The sequence below is a fragment of the Acidimicrobiales bacterium genome, from assembly GCA_035533095.1.
Lineage (GTDB): Bacteria > Actinomycetota > Acidimicrobiia > Acidimicrobiales > Palsa-688 > DATLUM01.
The window spans coordinates 1-16,478 of the sequence record DATLUM010000056.1 but is presented as its reverse complement, the minus strand read 5'-3'; the positions used below and the strand labels follow the sequence as shown (position 1 = coordinate 16,478).

General features: G+C 67.7%; 14 protein-coding genes. 12 read left to right on the top strand and 2 right to left on the bottom strand.

Going from position 1 to position 16,478, the window contains the following annotated elements; genetic code table 11:
• Positions 1-6 precede the first annotated feature (6 nt).
• Positions 7-660, bottom strand: coding sequence for a TetR/AcrR family transcriptional regulator (locus VNF71_07380; GenBank protein ID HVA74372.1), 654 nt, complete (start codon positions 658-660; stop codon positions 7-9).
• A gap of 193 nt (positions 661-853) precedes the next feature.
• Here VNF71_07380 and VNF71_07375 point away from each other — a divergent pair, with 193 nt between their 5' ends.
• The 7 genes from VNF71_07375 to VNF71_07345 all read left to right on the top strand — a co-directional run bounded on the left by VNF71_07375 (position 854) and on the right by VNF71_07345 (position 7,433).
• A complete protein-coding gene (locus VNF71_07375; protein ID HVA74371.1) occupies positions 854-1,729 on the top strand; it encodes an amidohydrolase family protein in 876 nt (291 codons plus the stop codon).
• Positions 1,726-3,477 (top strand): class I adenylate-forming enzyme family protein, encoded by a 1,752-nt coding sequence (locus VNF71_07370; GenBank protein HVA74370.1) that lies wholly within the window; start codon positions 1,726-1,728, stop codon positions 3,475-3,477. Before VNF71_07375 ends, VNF71_07370 begins: the two co-directional genes overlap by 4 nt.
• A 1-nt stretch (position 3,478) precedes the next feature.
• On the top strand, positions 3,479-3,916 hold the full coding sequence (locus VNF71_07365) for a nuclear transport factor 2 family protein (protein ID HVA74369.1): 438 nt from the start codon (positions 3,479-3,481) through the stop codon (positions 3,914-3,916).
• Positions 3,904-4,704, top strand: a complete 801-nt coding sequence (locus VNF71_07360; protein HVA74368.1) for a crotonase/enoyl-CoA hydratase family protein — start codon at positions 3,904-3,906, stop codon at positions 4,702-4,704. Before VNF71_07365 ends, VNF71_07360 begins: the two co-directional genes overlap by 13 nt.
• An 85-nt stretch (positions 4,705-4,789) precedes the next feature.
• Complete coding sequence (locus VNF71_07355; GenBank protein HVA74367.1) at positions 4,790-6,043, top strand: cytochrome P450; 1,254 nt, start codon at positions 4,790-4,792, stop codon at positions 6,041-6,043.
• Positions 6,040-6,792, top strand: a complete 753-nt coding sequence (locus tag VNF71_07350) for an SDR family NAD(P)-dependent oxidoreductase (protein ID HVA74366.1) — start codon at positions 6,040-6,042, stop codon at positions 6,790-6,792. The genes VNF71_07355 and VNF71_07350 overlap by 4 nt, the downstream gene beginning before the upstream one ends.
• On the top strand, positions 6,789-7,433 hold the full coding sequence (locus VNF71_07345; GenBank protein ID HVA74365.1) for a TetR family transcriptional regulator: 645 nt from the start codon (positions 6,789-6,791) through the stop codon (positions 7,431-7,433). The genes VNF71_07350 and VNF71_07345 overlap by 4 nt, the downstream gene beginning before the upstream one ends.
• Here VNF71_07345 and VNF71_07340 read toward each other — a convergent pair.
• A complete protein-coding gene (locus tag VNF71_07340; protein ID HVA74364.1) occupies positions 7,430-9,034 on the bottom strand; it encodes an acyl-CoA synthetase in 1,605 nt (534 codons plus the stop codon). The genes VNF71_07345 and VNF71_07340 overlap by 4 nt on opposite strands.
• Before the next feature lie 125 nt (positions 9,035-9,159).
• Between VNF71_07340 and VNF71_07335 the strand changes: the two genes are divergently transcribed.
• The 5 genes from VNF71_07335 to VNF71_07315 all read left to right on the top strand — a co-directional run bounded on the left by VNF71_07335 (position 9,160) and on the right by VNF71_07315 (position 16,232).
• A complete protein-coding gene (locus tag VNF71_07335) occupies positions 9,160-10,332 on the top strand; it encodes an acyl-CoA dehydrogenase family protein (protein ID HVA74363.1) in 1,173 nt (390 codons plus the stop codon).
• 9 nt (positions 10,333-10,341) lie between these two features.
• Positions 10,342-11,463 (top strand): acyl-CoA dehydrogenase family protein, encoded by a 1,122-nt coding sequence (locus tag VNF71_07330; protein ID HVA74362.1) that lies wholly within the window; start codon positions 10,342-10,344, stop codon positions 11,461-11,463.
• Positions 11,460-12,365, top strand: a complete 906-nt coding sequence (locus VNF71_07325) for an NAD(P)-dependent oxidoreductase (protein HVA74361.1) — start codon at positions 11,460-11,462, stop codon at positions 12,363-12,365. The genes VNF71_07330 and VNF71_07325 overlap by 4 nt, the downstream gene beginning before the upstream one ends.
• A 286-nt stretch (positions 12,366-12,651) precedes the next feature.
• A complete protein-coding gene (locus VNF71_07320; GenBank protein ID HVA74360.1) occupies positions 12,652-15,966 on the top strand; it encodes an SNF2-related protein in 3,315 nt (1,104 codons plus the stop codon).
• Positions 15,963-16,232: a hypothetical protein gene (locus tag VNF71_07315; GenBank protein ID HVA74359.1), complete on the top strand. Its 270-nt coding sequence runs from the start codon at positions 15,963-15,965 to the stop codon at positions 16,230-16,232. Before VNF71_07320 ends, VNF71_07315 begins: the two co-directional genes overlap by 4 nt.
• The last annotated feature ends 246 nt before the right edge of the window (positions 16,233-16,478 follow it).

Below are 16,478 nucleotides of genomic sequence, written 5' to 3'. Positions count from 1 at the left end.
CCTGCGTCAGGCGAGCGCCGCGTGGCCGAGTGACTCGGCGGGAAGGCGCTCGGAGAACTCGAGGATGATCCATACCGATTTGCTGATCCGGTCGTAGACGTCGGCGATCGACTGGGCCCCGACCACCCACTGCCTCAGCTGCAGGTCGAACACCGAGGTCGCGACCCGGACCACGTCGCGGGTGAGGTTCTCGGGGAGACCTTGCACCGCTTCGACGTATACGTCGTTGTTCCGGGCCATGTTGCGGGCGAAGATCTCACGGGTGAAGGGGTCGTCGGACGCCTCGAGCGTCATGACCACCCGGGCCAGCTGGGGCCACCCCTGGAAGGCTCTCATCGAACGGTGCAGGACGTCGGTGAGCCGCTCCGCGTTGGTGGTCCCCCTGAGAGGCTTGCGCTCCACGTTGATCCGCAGCTGGCTGCCCCAAGCCGCCAGGACCTCGGCGAAGAGGTGGTCCTTGGACTGAAAATAGCGGTAGACGGTTCCTAGAGCCACCTCGGCCTCCGCGGCCACGTCCTTCATCTGGATCTGATTGTGTTCGTGGGTTCGCAGGAGCGTCAGTCCCGCCTGCACGATCCGGTCCCGGCGTTCCCGCTGGGTGCTGGAAAGGGTGTCCGGAAGCGGTGGGGCGGTGACTCTGGTGGCGGCTCGCTTGGACACTGGGCGGACTCTCGCCACCTCTCTCTGGTCGAAGGTGTGTTCGGAGGATCTGGGAGGCAGGGCCCGCGTGCGCCGGGCACGGGTCCCTTTGACTTCAGCTGGAAGCTGATTCTAGCGTAGCCACCCCAAGGGGGCCCGGGTCGGTGCGGGGCCCCTCTGCAGAGCCGACGAGACCAGGAGTGAAGGAGCCGATATGGCCATGCCCGAGGGCCAGCCGATCATCGACACCATGATCGGGTTCCCCGTCAAGGACTTCGGGGAGACGTACGGCTTCATACGCCGGCAGACCAAGGACCGCGAGTCCAAGGAGAACATGCGCTTCCCGGCGGAGTACATGTTCAAAGACGTGCCCGAGGGCCGCACCGGCGACATCGATCCCGTCGCCTCGACGCTCGAGCAGATGGACCTCTACGGAATTGCCGTCGGGGTAGTCGGAACGCCCCGCGACGGGGTCTCCGACCGGGCGCTGAGAGAGCACCCCGACCGGTTCGTCGGCAGAACCAGCGTCGACCCCAACCAAGGGATGGACGCCATCCGCAAGATCGTCGACGACCACCGGGAGCTGGGCACGCGCGCGGTCAGCGTGTTCCCGGCGGGGACCTTCCCCCAGGTCCCGATCAACGACAAGAAGATGTACCCCATCTACGCCAAGTGCGTGGAGCTGGGACTCTCCGTGTGGGTCAACGCCGGCATACCGGGCCCGCGTTTGAAGGGAATGTGCCAGCACGTCGAGCTCATCGACGAGGTGATGTTCGACTTCCCCGACCTGACCTTCGTCACCATGCACGGATGCGAACCGTGGGAGGAGCTCGCCGTCAAGCTGATGCTCAAATGGCCCGGGCTCCACTACTGCACTTCCGCTTTCGCGCCCAAGTACTACCCCAAGGCGGTGGTGGACTTCGCCAACACGCGGGGCGCCGACAAGGTGCTGTACGCCGGTTACTACCCGATGGGTCTGAGCCTGGAGCGAATCATGACGGAGATGCCGTCCGTGCCCTTCCGCGACCACGTCTGGCCCAAGTTCCTTCACGACAACGCCGCCCGGATCCTCGGGCTCGACCGGGAGTGACACCGGGGCTCGCGTACCTTCGCTGGGACGAGGACCGGCTTCTTCCCGACCAGGCAAGAGACGCGCTCACCGGACCTGGCGCACCGTTCCAGATGCGCGAGGAGAACGTCCTCGGCGCCGACATGCAGGTGTTCGCCCGCCGCCCACGTTCGGCTCGGCAAATGCTCGAGTTCGGAGCCGACCGTTTCGGCGAGCAGCCGTTTCTGATCTTCCCCGACCGCACCTACACCCACAGGGGGATCCACGAACCGGTCCGCCGGATGGCGAGTGCCCTCTCAGACCGGTTCGGCATCGGCCCGGGCGACCGGGTCGGCATCGTCGCGGCCAACATTCCCGGTCACGCCATCATCGCCTGGGCGACCGTGTGTCTCGGCGCCGTCGTCGTGGAGCTCAACGGTTGGTGGACGGGACCGGAAATGCTCCGCGGGATCGGCCTCGCGCGCCCGAAGCTGGTGTTCGGGGACCGCCGGCGCCTGGAGAGGCTCCCCGGCGGATCGATCGACGTTCCGCTCGTGTGCATCGAGGACGACTTCGACTCACTCGTCGAACGCGGCGATGACAGGTCCCTACCCCTCGACCAGATCGCCGAGGACGACCCCCTGTGCATCCTGTTCACGAGCGGGACGACCGGGCGGCCCAAGGGCGCGGTGCTCACCCACCGCAACCACGTGAACATGATGATGCAGGCGGCGCTGCAGGGTCAGGTAGGGGCAATCCTGGAACTGGCTTCTAGCCAGGGGACGTTCGGTGCTTCCGGCGATGGCCCGCCGCAGACCGGCCAGCAGTGCTCGATCGGCGTCTCTCCGATGTTCCACATCTCGGGCTTCTCCGTAGCGCTGATCGGAGGGTCCCTCATCGGCGCCACCATCGCGTACCCGCCGGCGGGGCGCTGGGACCCGGAGGTGCACATGGAGATGACCGAGAGGTTCCGCGCTGCTGCGTGGTCGATCGTGCCGACCCAGCTGTGGCGGATCCTCGAGCACCCGCGCCTCGGCGAGTTCGATCTTTCTTCCTTGCGCAGGATCGGCGGAGGCGGGTCGACGTTCCAGCCGGAGCTCTGGCGCGCCGTGCGGGAGAAGCTGCCTCAGGTCACCAGGATGGCGACCGGCTACGGGATGACCGAGACGTGCGGCGCCGGGACGCACCAGGATGGCCGGGCGGCGGTGGAACATCCCGATGCGGTCGGCGCGCCCGTTCCCGGATACGAGATCTGCGTGCGCGGCCCCGAAGGCGAGGTGCTGCCCGCCGGCGAGGTGGGAGAGATCTGCCTGCGCGGTCCCAGCAACTTCTCCGGCTACTGGGACGATCCGGAGGCGACGGAGGCCGCGCTGGACGCCGACCGCTGGTACCGAACCCGCGAGCTCGGGCGAATCGAACGCGGCCTTCTCTTCCTCGAGGGCCGCGGGGCCGATCTGATCGTGCGCGGCGGCGAGAACATCTATCCGATCGAGATAGAGAACCGTCTCATCGAGCACCCGGCGATCGCGGAAGCGGCGGTGATCGGGGTCCCCGACAGGGTGCTCGGGGAGGAGGTCAAGGCGGTTGTGGTGACCCGCCCGGGAGCGACGGTGGACCTCCCCGAGGTGCAAAAGTGGGTCGCGCAGGAGCTCGCCGCCTTCAAGGTTCCGACGCACCTCGAGGTCCGTTCCGAATTGCCCCACAACGCGGCCGGCAAGGTGCTCAAGCATCTTCTGAGGTCTACGAACCCGTCCGGGAAGCCGGTTGCACCGACCTTGGAGGAGGACTGACGTGCTCGATCTTCAGGAGATATCCGACCGGATAGAGATCCAGGACCTGCTGGCCCGCTACACGCAAGCGATCGACCAGCGGGACTGGGACGCGCTCGACCGCGTCTTCACCCCGGACGCGCACATCGACTACAGCGCCATGGGAGGGGCCGCCGGCGGGCTCGAGGAGATCAAGCGCTTCCTCGCCGAGGCGATGCCGATGTTCGAGGTCTCCCAGCACCTCGTGGGGTCGAGCGTGGTGGACATCGACGGCGACACCGCGTCCGCCCGAACCATCTGCCACAACCCGATGGTGCTGCGCGGCGGCGACGACCCGCACCTTCTGGTGTGCGGCCTGTGGTACCGGGACAAGCTCGTGCGCACGCCGGCGGGATGGCGCATATCGGAGAGAGTCGAAGACCGTGCCTATATCAAGGAGGAACCTCCGTGCCCCAAGTGATCGTCGAGCGTTCCGGCGCAACGATGGTGCTCACTCTCAACCGCCCGAAGCGCATGAACGCGTTCACCGGCACGATGCTGGTCACCCTGGTGGAGGCCTACGCCGAGGCGGCCACCGACGACTCGATCAGGTGCATCATCCTCACCGGGGCGGGAGGCAACTTCTCTTCGGGCGCCGACCTGAAGGCCATGGCCGGCGACGCGGATGAGGAGGAAGCGCGCCCGGACGCCGCGCAGCGCATGGCCGCGGACCCGGATCTGGCCTGGCGAGGGTTCTTGAAGGTGGACCGGCCACCGAAGCCGATCATCGCGGCGGTGGAAGGCGTCGCGATCGCCGGCGGGACCGAGATCCTCCTCGGGACCGACATCAGGGTGGCAGGCGAGAGCGCGCGCTTCGGCGTGTCCGAGGTTAGGTGGTCGCTGTACCCGATGGCCGGATCCGCGGTGCGGCTCCCACGCCAGATTCCCTACACAGCGGCAGCGGAGATCCTTCTCACCGGCAAGCACATCCGGGCGGCCGAAGCCAAGGAACTCGGACTCATCGGCCACGTGGTCCCCGACGGCAAGGCGCTGGAAAAGGCGAAGGAGATTGCGGACCAGATCTGCCTCAACGGACCGCTAGCGGTGGAAGCGGTCCTCAGGACCCTGCGCACCTCCGGCGGCCTGACCGAGGCGGACGCGTTTGCCGAGGAGTGGCCACGCGGCCAGGCCGTGTTCGCCAGCGAGGACGCGAAGGAGGGGCCGAAGGCGTTCGCCGAGAAGAGGGTCCCGAACTTCCAGCGCAGGTAAGGCGCCCGGCGGTCCCAGGAAGCCGGTCTGCTACGCTCGACCGAAAATAGAACGTGATCTAAAAGCTGCCAAGGCACCACTCGCCTTGGGAGCGCTGGAGGACGAGGTGAGCTCGCAGCTGTTGTTGCCCCCTGGATTCGACGTCACCGACCCCGACCTGATCGAAACGGGCGTCCCGTACGGGGAGTTCGCCAAGCTCCGCACCGCCGCGCCCGTCGCATGGAACGCGCAGCGGCGCGGCATCGGCGGGTTCGACGACGAGGGTTTCTGGTTGGTCACCCGGCACGCCGAGGTGCGCGAGGTCTCTCTGAAGCCGGAGGTGTACTCGAGCTGGGAGAACACAGCGGTCGTCAGGTTCATGGAGGGGATCTCGCGCGACGAGATCGAGATGCAGCGCCTGATGATGCTCAACGTCGATCCCCCCGACCACACCAAGCTGCGGCGGATCGTCTCGCGCGGTTTCACCCCCAGGGCGATCCGGATGATCGAGGAGGCCCTTTCGGCGCGCGCCGAGGCGATCGTCAAGGAAGCTGTCTCGCGTGGGAGCGGCAACTTCGTGACAGAAGTGGCCGCGGAGCTCCCGCTGCAGGCGATCGCCGAGATCATCGGAGTGCCTCAGGAGGAACGGGCGAAGATCTTCGACTGGTCGAACCAGATGATCGCCTACGACGATCCCGAGTACGACATCGATCCGGTCGTCGCGTCCGCCGAGCTGATCAACTACGCGATGGCGCTGGGCCAGGACCGTACGGAGAATCCCCGCGACGACATCGTGACCAAGCTCGTATCCGCCGATGTCGACGGCCGGGGTCTCACCTCCGACGAGTTCGCATTCTTCGTGCTGCTTCTGGCGGTGGCCGGCAACGAGACCACCCGCAACGCGATCACTCACGGGATGATGGGCTTCTTCCAGTTCCCGGACCAGTGGGAGCTCTACAAGGCCGAACGGCCGGCGACCACCGCAGACGAGGTCGTGCGTTGGGCAACGCCCGTGATCGTGTTCCAGCGAACCGCCCTGGAGGACACGACTCTGGGAGGCGTCGAGGTCAAGAGGGGCCAGCGGGTCGGCATCTGCTACAGCGCCGCCAACTTCGACCCCGAGGTGTTCGACGAACCGGAGCGCTTCGACATAGCCCGGGACCCCAACCCCCACCTCGGTTTCGGCGGCGGCGGCCCTCATTACTGCCTCGGGGCGAACCTCGCCAAGATGGAGATCAACCTGATGTTCAACGCCATCGCGGACCATATGCCCTCGGTGGCCCCGGCAGGTCCGGCGAGGCGCCTGCGCTCGGCGTGGATCAACGGCATCAAGGAGCTCCCCGTCAGGTACGCCCCGTGAGCCGCTTCGCCGGCAAGACCGCCATCGTCACCGGAGCTGCTTCAGGGATAGGCCGGGCAACTGCGATCCGGTTGGGGTCCGAAGGGGCCGCGGTGGCGTGTCTGGACATGGCAGCACAGGCGGTCGAAGCCACTGCAGCGACCATCGCCGACACTGGCGGCCGCGCCGCCGGCTTCGCGTGCGACGTCTCCGAGCCCGACAGCGTCGCCGAGGCGGTCGAACGCGCAGTATCCGCGTACGGGCAGCCCGACGTGGTCTGCAACATCGCAGGGATAGGGCGCTTCTACCACAGCGTCGACATGGCAGCCGGCGATTGGGACCGGATCATCGGGGTCAACCTGACCGGGACGTTCCTGGTGTGCCAGGCGGCTCTCCGGCACATGCTCGACCGGGGTGGCGTGATCGTCAACACGGCGTCCACGTCGGGCGTGATGGCCCAGCCGTACCAGGCGGCGTACTGCGCGTCGAAGGGCGGGGTGGTGATGCTCACCAAGGCTCTCGCAATCGAGTACTGGGACCGCAAGGTCAGGATCAACGCCATCTGCCCGGGTGGCGTGGACACACCGATCATCAAGGACTTCGCCGACCTGCCCGAGGGGGCGGACATGAACCGGCTGACCCGGTACATGTCCCCGATGGGGTTCTGCCAGCCGGAGGACCTGGCCTCCCTGTTCGCCTACGTGGCGTCCGACGAGGCGCACTACATGACGGGATCGATCGTGACCATGGACGGCGGGATCACGTTGTGAGCTCACCACGCCCCGCCGTGGACACAGAGCCCGGGGACGAGCGAGCGCTTCCTCCCAAAGGTGAGCGTCTCTCCGCGAACCAGGCCGAACGCCGCCGCCGGATGGTGGCCGCCGCGGTGGAGCTCGCGTCCGAGGGAGGCTACGAGGTCGTGCAGATGCGCGACGTGGCGGCGCGGGCGAAGGTGGCTCTGGGAACGATCTACCGATACTTCGAGTCCAAAGACCAGATGCTCGCGGCCGCGTTGGTGGATTGGACCTCTGAATTGGAGCGGCGGCTCGAGCAGCGGCCTCCCTCGGGGGAGACCGCTGAGGAGCGGGTGGTGGAGGTGGTCCGCCGCGCGAGCGCGGCCGTCGAGCGCAACCAGATGATCAGCTCTGCGCTGGTCACGGCGGTCGCGAGCCCCGATCCGGGGATCGGTCGCTACCAGGGAGAGGTTCATGAGATCCTCATCCGGATCTTCGACCGGGCCCTGTCAGGCGTGGAGCCAGCCCGGCGCGACGCGGTGGTGCGGATCCTCTGCAACGTGTGGTTCACGGCGCTGATCGGATGGGTTCACGGATGGCGCGCCGTGGCGAGCATCGGCGAGGAACTCGAGTTCGCCGCCAGGTTCCTTCTGTCCGGGGAGGCGAAGCCGCGCTAGGGCCCGGCGACGACTTCCTTTGCCCACTGATAGTCGGGCTTCCCGCTCGGCGAGCGCCTTATCTCGTCGACCACGTTGAGCTGGCGCGGGATCTTGTAGCCGGCGATGCGCGTCCTGCAGTGGGCCTGTAGCTCCTCGAGCGACACGTCCTGGCCCGGCCTGACCTGCACTACCGCGGCGACGCACTGGCCCCAGCGCTCGTCCGGCGCCCCGACGACCGTGGCGTCGAACACCGCAGGGTGGGCCTTGAGCGCGGCCTCGACTTCCTCGGGGAAGATCTTCTCGCCGCCGGAGTTGATCGAAACCGAGCCGCGCCCGAGCAGCGTGAGCGTCCCATCCGCTTCGACAGTCGCGAAGTCGCCCGGCACCGCGTAGCGCACCCCGTCGATCGTCAGGAAGGTCTCTGCTGTCTTGACGGGGTCCTTGTAGTAGCCGATCGGGATGTTCCCGGTTCGGGCAACCTTGCCTATCACCCCCGACCCTGGTTCGAGGATGCGGCCGTTCTCGTCCAGCACGACCGTGTCCCGGAGGCTCTTAACCGTCGGACCGCCCTTCATGGCTGTGCTGCCCGGGGTCACAAAGGACACACCGTTCGCCCCGCCCTCGGAGCTGCCGATCGAGTCGGTCATGTAGAGGTTGGGGAAGTGGTGGAAGAAGTCTTCCTTCACCGAGGGCGAGAAGACAGCCGCCGTCGAGCTGATCGACACCAACGACGAGGTGTCATACGAAGCGCCTGGCTCGTCGAGTGCCTCGACGAGTGGACGGCCCATCGCGTCGCCGGTGATGAACAACGAGTTCACTCTCTCCTGCTCCACCAGGCGCCAGACCCGTTTGGCGTCGAAACGAGCCACGAGCACGATCTTGTTGCCCGAGAAGCTCTGGCCCATCACGCCCCACTGGCTCGCTCCGTGCATGAGAGGCGCGACCGGCAAGAACGTGAGAGGAGACCCGGCCGCCGCATTGCGGGTCAGGTCGCCCGGGTCGGCGACGCGCTCGTTGGTCATGGCATTGATGCCGCCACCCAGGGCGTAGAAGACGTCTTCTTGGCGCCAGACGACACCCTTCGGCATCCCGGTTGTGCCGCCCGTGTAGAGGATGTACCGATCGTCGCCCGAGCGCGCATCGAAGTCGCGATCGGGTGACTGCGACGCGAGTGCCTTCTCGTAGTCGACAGCGTCGGAGCGCACGTCCTGATGGCCGGAGCCGTCCTCGATCACCAAGGTGAAGCGCAAACCGCCGAGGACGTCCTCCACCTCCGCGACGCGCGGGCAGAACTCGCGGGCGTGGATCAGCCCGACGAGGTCGGCGTTCGTGAAGATGTAACGCAGCTCGTCCGCCACGTACCGGTAGTTGATGTTGATCCACACGGCGCGAAGCTTGAAGATCGCCCACAGGGCCTCGACCCACTCGACCGAGTTCAGCGCGTAGATGCCCACGTGGTCGCCCGGCCCCACCCCTTGCTCCGCCAGATAATGCGCCAGGCGGTTGGCCCTGGCCTCCATCTCCGCGTAAGTCCGCCGCTTGCCCTCGGCGACGATGTACTCGCGGTCCCCGAAATGGTCGACCGCGAACTCGAACAGATCAGCCAGGTTCGCCTCCACTGCCCACAAGTAGAACGAAATTCGGATTCGGCCACAACCCTGAGGGTCCCGACCAGCGGGAGGCAGCCGCGGGACTGGCGAACTAGAACGCGTTCTTATATGGTTTCGCCGGAGGGAGGGTTGCCGTGTATCTCGCGTACACCGACGAGCAGGAGAGCCTCAGGCGCGAGCTCCGCTCCTACTACGAACGGCTGCTGACGCCTGAGGTCGAGGCCGAACTCGCAGCCAGCCACGGCGTCGGCCCGGCGCTACGCCGGGTCGTTCGCCAGATGGGCGAGGACGGATGGCTCGGGATCGGCTGGCCGACGCAGTACGGCGGCCAGGGCCGGTCGGCAATCGAGCAGTTCGTCTTCTTCGACGAGTCGATGCGCGCCGGCGCCCCGGTACCGATGCTGACCATCAACACCGTCGGCCCGACGATCATGAACTTCGGGACCGACGAGCAGAAGGCGCACTTCCTGCCCAAGATCCTCAAAGGCGAGATCCACTTCTGCATCGGCTACACCGAGCCGGGCGCAGGGACCGATCTCGCGGCTCTGGTGACCTCGGCCGTGCGCGACGGCGAGGAGTACGTCATCAACGGCCAGAAGGTATTCACCAGCCTCGCCGGCGGCGCGGACTACATCTGGCTTGCTGCACGCACCGACCCCGAGGCCAAGAAGCACAAGGGGATATCGATCTTCGCGGTGCCGATGGACACGCCGGGGATCTCGTTGACGCCGATGCACCTCCTGAGCGAGCACGACATCAACCAGACCTACTTCGACGACGTCAGGGTCCCCGCCAGCGCTCTCGTGGGAGGCGAGAACAACGGCTGGACCCTGATCACCAACCAGCTCAACCACGAGCGGGTGACGCTCTGCTCGCCCGGGATCATCGAGAGGACCCTGGCCGAGGTCCACCAGTGGGCACAGGAGAACAAGCTCGCAGACGGGTCGCGGGTGATCGACCAGCAGTGGGTACAACTGAACCTGGCTCGCGTGAGGGCGCGCCTCGAGTTCCTGAGGCTCATGAACTGGAAGGTCGCCTGGACCGCTACGCAGGGAAGGCTCGACGTGGCGGACGCGTCCAGCGTCAAGGTGTTCGGGACCGAGTTCTACCTCGAGGCCTTCCGGCTCCTGTTCGAGATCATCGGTGAGCGCGGCTACTTGCGCGATGGTTCCCCGGACTCGGTGCGCGGCCACCTCGAGCGCTCCTACCGCAGTCTCCTCATCCTCACCTTCGGCGGCGGCACCAACGAGATCCAGCGCGACCTCATCGCGACTTTCGGCCTCGGCTTCCCCCGGGCGTCCAGGTAGGAGTGAAGCATGGACTTTTCGTTGAGCGAAGAGCAGGCGGCGGTCGTCGAGTCCGTGGAGAAGGTCTTCACCGGCCATCTCACCGATGAACGCAGAGCGCAGGTGCAGGCTGCCGGCGAGGGATTCGACCGCGCGCTGTGGGCCGCTCTGGCCGACGCCAACCTCCTCGGTCTCGCGGTGGACGAGTCCGACGGCGGGAGCGGCTACGGGTTCGCCGAGGTCGCGATGCTCCTGGAGCAGGCCGGTCTGGCCGCCGCGCCCGTCCCGCTATGGGCCGCGCTGGTCCTCGGTGGGCTTCCGGTCGCGAAGTTCGGGTCGCCTGAGATCCGGCGCGAGCTTCTTCCGCCGCTTTGCACGGGCGAGAAGATCCTCACTGCCGCGCTGATAGAGGCTGGGACAGACCCGACCCGTCCGCTGACCACCGCGCACCGAGAAGGGGCCGGGTGGATCCTCCATGGCACCAAGATCTGCGTGGCGGCTGGCTCTGTCGCCGACGAAGTTCTCGTGCCGGCCGCGACAGGCGAGGGGGAGGTCAGCATCTTAGTAGTCGACCCATCCGCGCCGGGTGTGAGCCTCACCCGACTGGAGACGACGACGGGCATCCCCGAAGCCCGGTTCGACTTTGACGGCGTGACAGTCACCGGCGATCGGATCCTCGGCGGTCAAGGCGCCGGCCGTGAGATCCTGGAGTGGCTGTTGCCTCGCGCGACCGCCGGTCTTTGTTCCCTGATGGCCGGTACATGCAAGGCCGCGGTCGATCTCACCGCGACATATGCCGCCAGCCGCCAGCAGTTCGGGCGCGTGATCGCCACCTTCCAGGCAGTGGGCCAGCGAGCCGCTGACGCGTACATCGACGCCGAGGCGGTCCAGCTCACCGCCCGCCAGGCTGTGTGGCGGCTATCGGACGGCCGGCAGGCCGACGAGCAGGTGGCGATCGCCAAGTTCTGGGCCGCCGAGGGCGGACAGCGCGTTGTGCACGCCGCACAGCACATCCACGGCGGCGTCGGAGTCGATCGCTCGTACCCGCTCCACCGCTACTTCCTCGCGGCGAAGCAACTCGAGCTGACGCTCGGGGGCGCGACGGCCAGCCTCGTCAGTTTGGGAGAGATGATGGCAGCGAGGCCGGCATGACAGGCGTGGACCTCGACGGGAAGAAGATCCTTGTGGTCGGCGCGACCGGAATGGTCGCATCGCCCATCGTCCGTCACCTCGCCAAGAACAGCAAGGTGTGGGGCGCCGCGAGGTTCCGCGACGCGAACGCCAGGAAGTCGCTCGAAAGCGCGGGCGTCACGACCGTGGCCCTCGACCTGTCGGAGCCGGACTTATCGGTCCTCCCGCAGGGGCTTGACTACGTGATCAACCTGGCGGTCACCCACGCCCCCGACTTCCCCTCCGCGCTCGCGTCGAACGCCGAGAACCTCGGTCTGCTGATGGCCCACTGCCGGGACGCGAAGGCGTTCCTGCATTGCTCCTCGACGGGCGTGTACCAGGAGAATGGCCCTCACCCCATGCGCGAGACAGATCCTCTCGGTGACAACCACAGGGTTCTGCTGCCGACATACAGCATCTCGAAGATCGCGGCGGAGGTCGTTGCGAGACTCAGCGCGCGCCTGCATGGTCTGCCCACAGTGATCGCCCGGCTCAACGTTCCCTTCGGTGAGTGCATCGCCTGGCCCTCGATCCACCTCGAGTGCATCCTCTCCGGTCAGCCGATCCAGGTGCTGCCGGGAGAGGAGAGCGTGTACTCGCCCATCCACAGCGACGACATCATCCGCCAGATCCCGCTCCTCCTCGGCATCGCAGACGTGCCCGCACCCACGGTCAACTGGGCCGGCCCCGACGTCGTCAGCGTCCAGGAATGGTGCCGGTACCTGGGGGAGCTCGTCGGCTCCGAACCCGTCTTCGAGGAGACCGAGTTCGCGCTGCCGAGCGTGGCCGTCGACGTCACCCTGATGAACGAGCTGATCGGGCCCTCCCGGGTCCACTGGAAGGACGGCATGCGACGGATGGTCGAGGCGCGGGTCGCCAGCTAGCCGCACCCGAGGATGCTGGCGTTCGCGACCCAGCCGGGGCTACAGTGAGTATGCGCAGGGGACGACGTAAGTCTCCGGGCGCGCGGCTGGCGGCCGCAGCCCGAGGGGAATTTGGGTAGAGCAGTAGGGCCGGGAATGGAAGGAAGCCCTAGCAGGTTAAACCGGTAGGACCCCGGGCCAGCCCGGGGCCAGTTGGTGGAATCGGAACCACCGGGCAGGCCTGCAAGGCGGGCCGGCCCGTCCAGCGCAAGCCTGGTCCTGGGTCCGTCCCACCGTCAGAAAGAGAGTGGAGAACAAGCTGGACCGTATCGCCTGGGAAGCAGCGGTTGCTGCCGACGCCGGAGGGTGGGCCTCCGACGCTGAGCGCGTCGCGCTCGGAGCCGATCCCCTCCGTTGGGCCGCGGCCTTGCGACTCCTGATCCACGAGACCGACGACGCGCTCCGCGCGGCCGCCTCGATCGCCGGAGAGGAACGTCAGCAGGTCCTTTCCGACCTCGACGAGGAGCGGCAGCGACTGTCAGCCGCCTTGCTGCGGGTCGCCGGGGACACCATCGACCTCCCCGCTCTCGGGCCCGCGGGCGGCAACGGTGCCGGACCCCACCACAACAGTGCAGCCGGCGCCGAGACCGCCGCGAGCGCGGACGGCGCTGCCCCCGAGGAGTCCGAGCCGGGGTCCTGCCTGCTCCAGGCTTCCTGGGGCGAGGGACGCGTGGTCGTGTGGGCCGGCGGTCCCGGCGCGGTTCCCGGACCGGACGACCTCGACGAGCTCCTCGCGAAGGCCGACGCAGCGGGTATCGGCTGGGAGCGCCACGCCTCCGTCGCGACCCCCGGCGGGCAGTGCGACGCCCTATCGGCGCCGCTGTCGCAGACCCTCGGGTGGCTCGTGGGCATCGGCGGGGGAGACGTGCGGGAGGGTGTCGCACCGAGCCTCCGCTGGATGGGCGAGGTCGCCCTCTGGGGTACCGAGCTGGTCGCACAAGGCCGCATGGTTCCGGTGATCAGAGGCACGTCGTCGGGAGGTGCGTCCGCTACGAAGCCGACCGGGTCGCGTCACCGCGTCCGCTGGGTTCCGGCCCTGATCTCCCGCGAACGCCTCCACGGGCTCGTGACCCGAATGCCGGGCGCGGTCGGTGCGGTGCAGACGGGATTGCAGTCGGATGCCGTGTGTCGTTCGCTGCTCGCCGCGGTCGTCGACGCCGTTTCGAGGGCCGGGGCGGGACGGCTGGTCGCTCCGGCTGCAGCCCCGCATTCCCGGACTCGTGCCGAGATAGCGGAGGCCGTGCTCTCGGGTCTGGACGGTCGACCGTTCGTCGCCGACGCCGAGCCGGCGTCGAGAGTCGGCGAGGACCTCAAGCGATGGGCGGCACCAGTCACCGCGAATCACCGCGTCGGTCTGCTCGTAAGGCTCGACCCACCGGAATTCGACGGCGGGTGGCAGCTGTCCGTCGAAGCGACGGGCGTGGACAAGCACCCGATGCCGGTGGAACACGCTCTGGTCGTTGCGTCCGGTACCAAGTCGCAGCAGGTCGAAGCCCAGCTGCGCCGGCTCGAGCGCCTCATCCCCGCGCTGCGTCGCCCGTCGACGAGACGCGGGCAGGTCGTGCTCGACGGCGACGAGGCGGTGGAGCTCATGTTCAACATCGGCCAGGCCCTCGGCCCCGCCGGCTTCGATGTGATGCTCCCCAAGGTCTCGGCTCGCCGGCCGAGCCCGCAGCTGCGTCTCTACGCCGACGCGATCGGAGGACCGTCGCAGGTCGGCGTGCAGCAGCTTGCCAACGTGCGCTGGTCCGTGTTCTTCGACGACGTGGAACTAGACGCAGCGGGGATCGCAGCACTGGCCCGTGAGGCGCAGCCGCTCGTGAAGGTACGAGGTCGATGGGTTCACATCGATCGTGCCGACCTTGCTGCTGCTGCTGCTGCCTTGGCCGAACGCTCGTCGATCACCCAGCTTTCCGGTGCGGCGGTGATCCGCCAGGCCATAGGTCTCGAGGGCACCGCGCTCGGCGGTGCGGTCAGGGTCGACGGAAGCGGCTGGGCGGCGGACCTTCTGCGCGGTGCCACGACCCACGCGCCGGCGCCGATAGACACGCCCGACGGTTTCAACGGCCAGCTCCGCAGCTACCAGGCGGAGGCTGCGAGTTGGCTCGGGTTCCTGGACCGTGCGGGTCTGGGCGGGTGCCTCGCGATGGACATGGGCCTCGGCAAGACGCCCACTCTCCTCGCGCATCTGCTCGTCGATCACGGGCACGGCCCCACACTCGTCATCTGCCCGCCCGCGGTTCTCGGCAACTGGGCGGAGGAGGCGGCGAGGTTCACCCGCGGACTGAAGGTGTCCATGCACCACGGCCCGCGCCGAGCCGAAGGCGAGTCGATCGGCAGGCTCGCCGCGACATCCGACGTGGTTCTGACGACTTACGCGACCGCCGTGCGCGACATCGACGCGCTGTCGGCGATCACGTGGCGCCGTGTCGTCGTGGACGAGGCACAAGTAATCAAGAACCACCAAAGCGAGACCGCGCGCGAGCTCCGGCGGCTGCAGGCCCATTCGCGAATCGCCCTCACCGGGACCCCGGTGGAGAACGGGCTGGGCGACCTCTGGGCCATTCTCGATTTCACCAATCCCGGGTTGGTTGGCCCGCGCAACGCGTTCATCGAGAAGCTGTCTCGCAACACTGATGCGAGTGTCGCACCCGTCCCTCAGGCGGGATCAGCGGCACGAGCCTCCGAGGAGAACGCGCTGCGCGCTCTGAACGGTCTGTTGATCTTCCGCCGCACCAAGAACGAGCCGGAGATCGCCGCGGAGCTTCCGGACAAGGTTGACAAGCTCGACCACTGCTCGATGACTGCCGAGCAGATCGGTCTCTACCAGGCCGTCATCGACAGGCTCATTGCCGGCGGGCTCGACGGGGACTCGAACGCGAGAAAGGGCCAGGTGCTCGCGGCGATCACCGCCCTCAAGCAGATCTGCGACCACCCGGCGGCCTACCTCGGCGCGGAGGACGAGCAGGACACCCTTGTCGCGCGCAGCGGCAAGCTCGCCCGGCTCGAAGAACTCGTGCACGACGTGTTCGCCGCCGGCGAGCGCATCCTCATCTTCACCCACTTCGCCAGGTGGGGGGAGCGCATGGCGACGCACCTCAGCGAGAGGACCGGTGTCAAGATCGGCTGCTACCACGGCGGACTCTCGCGTACGGTCAGGGACTCGCTCATCACCAAGTTCCAGGAAGGCACCGGGCCCGGAGCCCTGGTGTTGTCGATCAAGGCAGGAGGGTCCGGGCTCAACCTCACCGCTGCCAACCACGTCGTGCTCTACGACCGGTGGTGGAACCCCGCCGTCGAGGACCAGGCACGTGACCGCGCGTGGCGGATCGGCCAGGACAAGACCGTCATGTGCCACCGGTTGGTGTGCCCAGGCACGGTGGACGAGCGGGTGGAGGAGATCGTCGCCGGCAAGAGGCGCGTCGCCGGCATGGTGCTCCCGGCCCGCAGCAGCCTCGGCGATCTCGACGCGGCGCAACTGCGTTCGGTGCTCGGTCTGCGCGAGGACCAGCTGGTCGAGGAAGAGTCGACCGACGAGAGCGGCGAGGAGGTGGCAGCATGAGCAAGCGTCGCCGGCCCGCCGCGAGCCGCCGCCTCGCGGAGCAGAAGTTCTGGGGACAGTCGAGCCCCGAAGCGAGCGAGGGCGTTCGGATCCGTCCCACCCCGGACCCGGCCGCGCTGGTGAGGTCGCTCGGCGCGGCACCGCTCGCCCTGGACCCAGCGGTGGTCGAGCGGCACCTGACAGCGGTCTACGAGGAGGCGGTCAGGGCCGCAACCGCGCTGGCCGCGGCGAACGGCCTCCTCGACGAGGACGAGGACCTCGGCTGATCGGCGCGCGACCGGCCAGGCCCAGTCGCGATCTACTTGTAGCGGAAGTATTACGGCCAGGGCCGCGACCTGCCGTTATTGCTTGGAAAGGGCCTCTCACCAGGACTTTCCCTTATCCAGCCGTGACCGTCGGTTACTGCCGTTTGCCGACGTTCTGAGGACCTATTGAGGACTGGCTGAGGACCGGGGACCCTAGGTAGGCAGCCGACCCGTTGCTCGGCTGGTTGGTGCCCGTCAGGAGCAGCA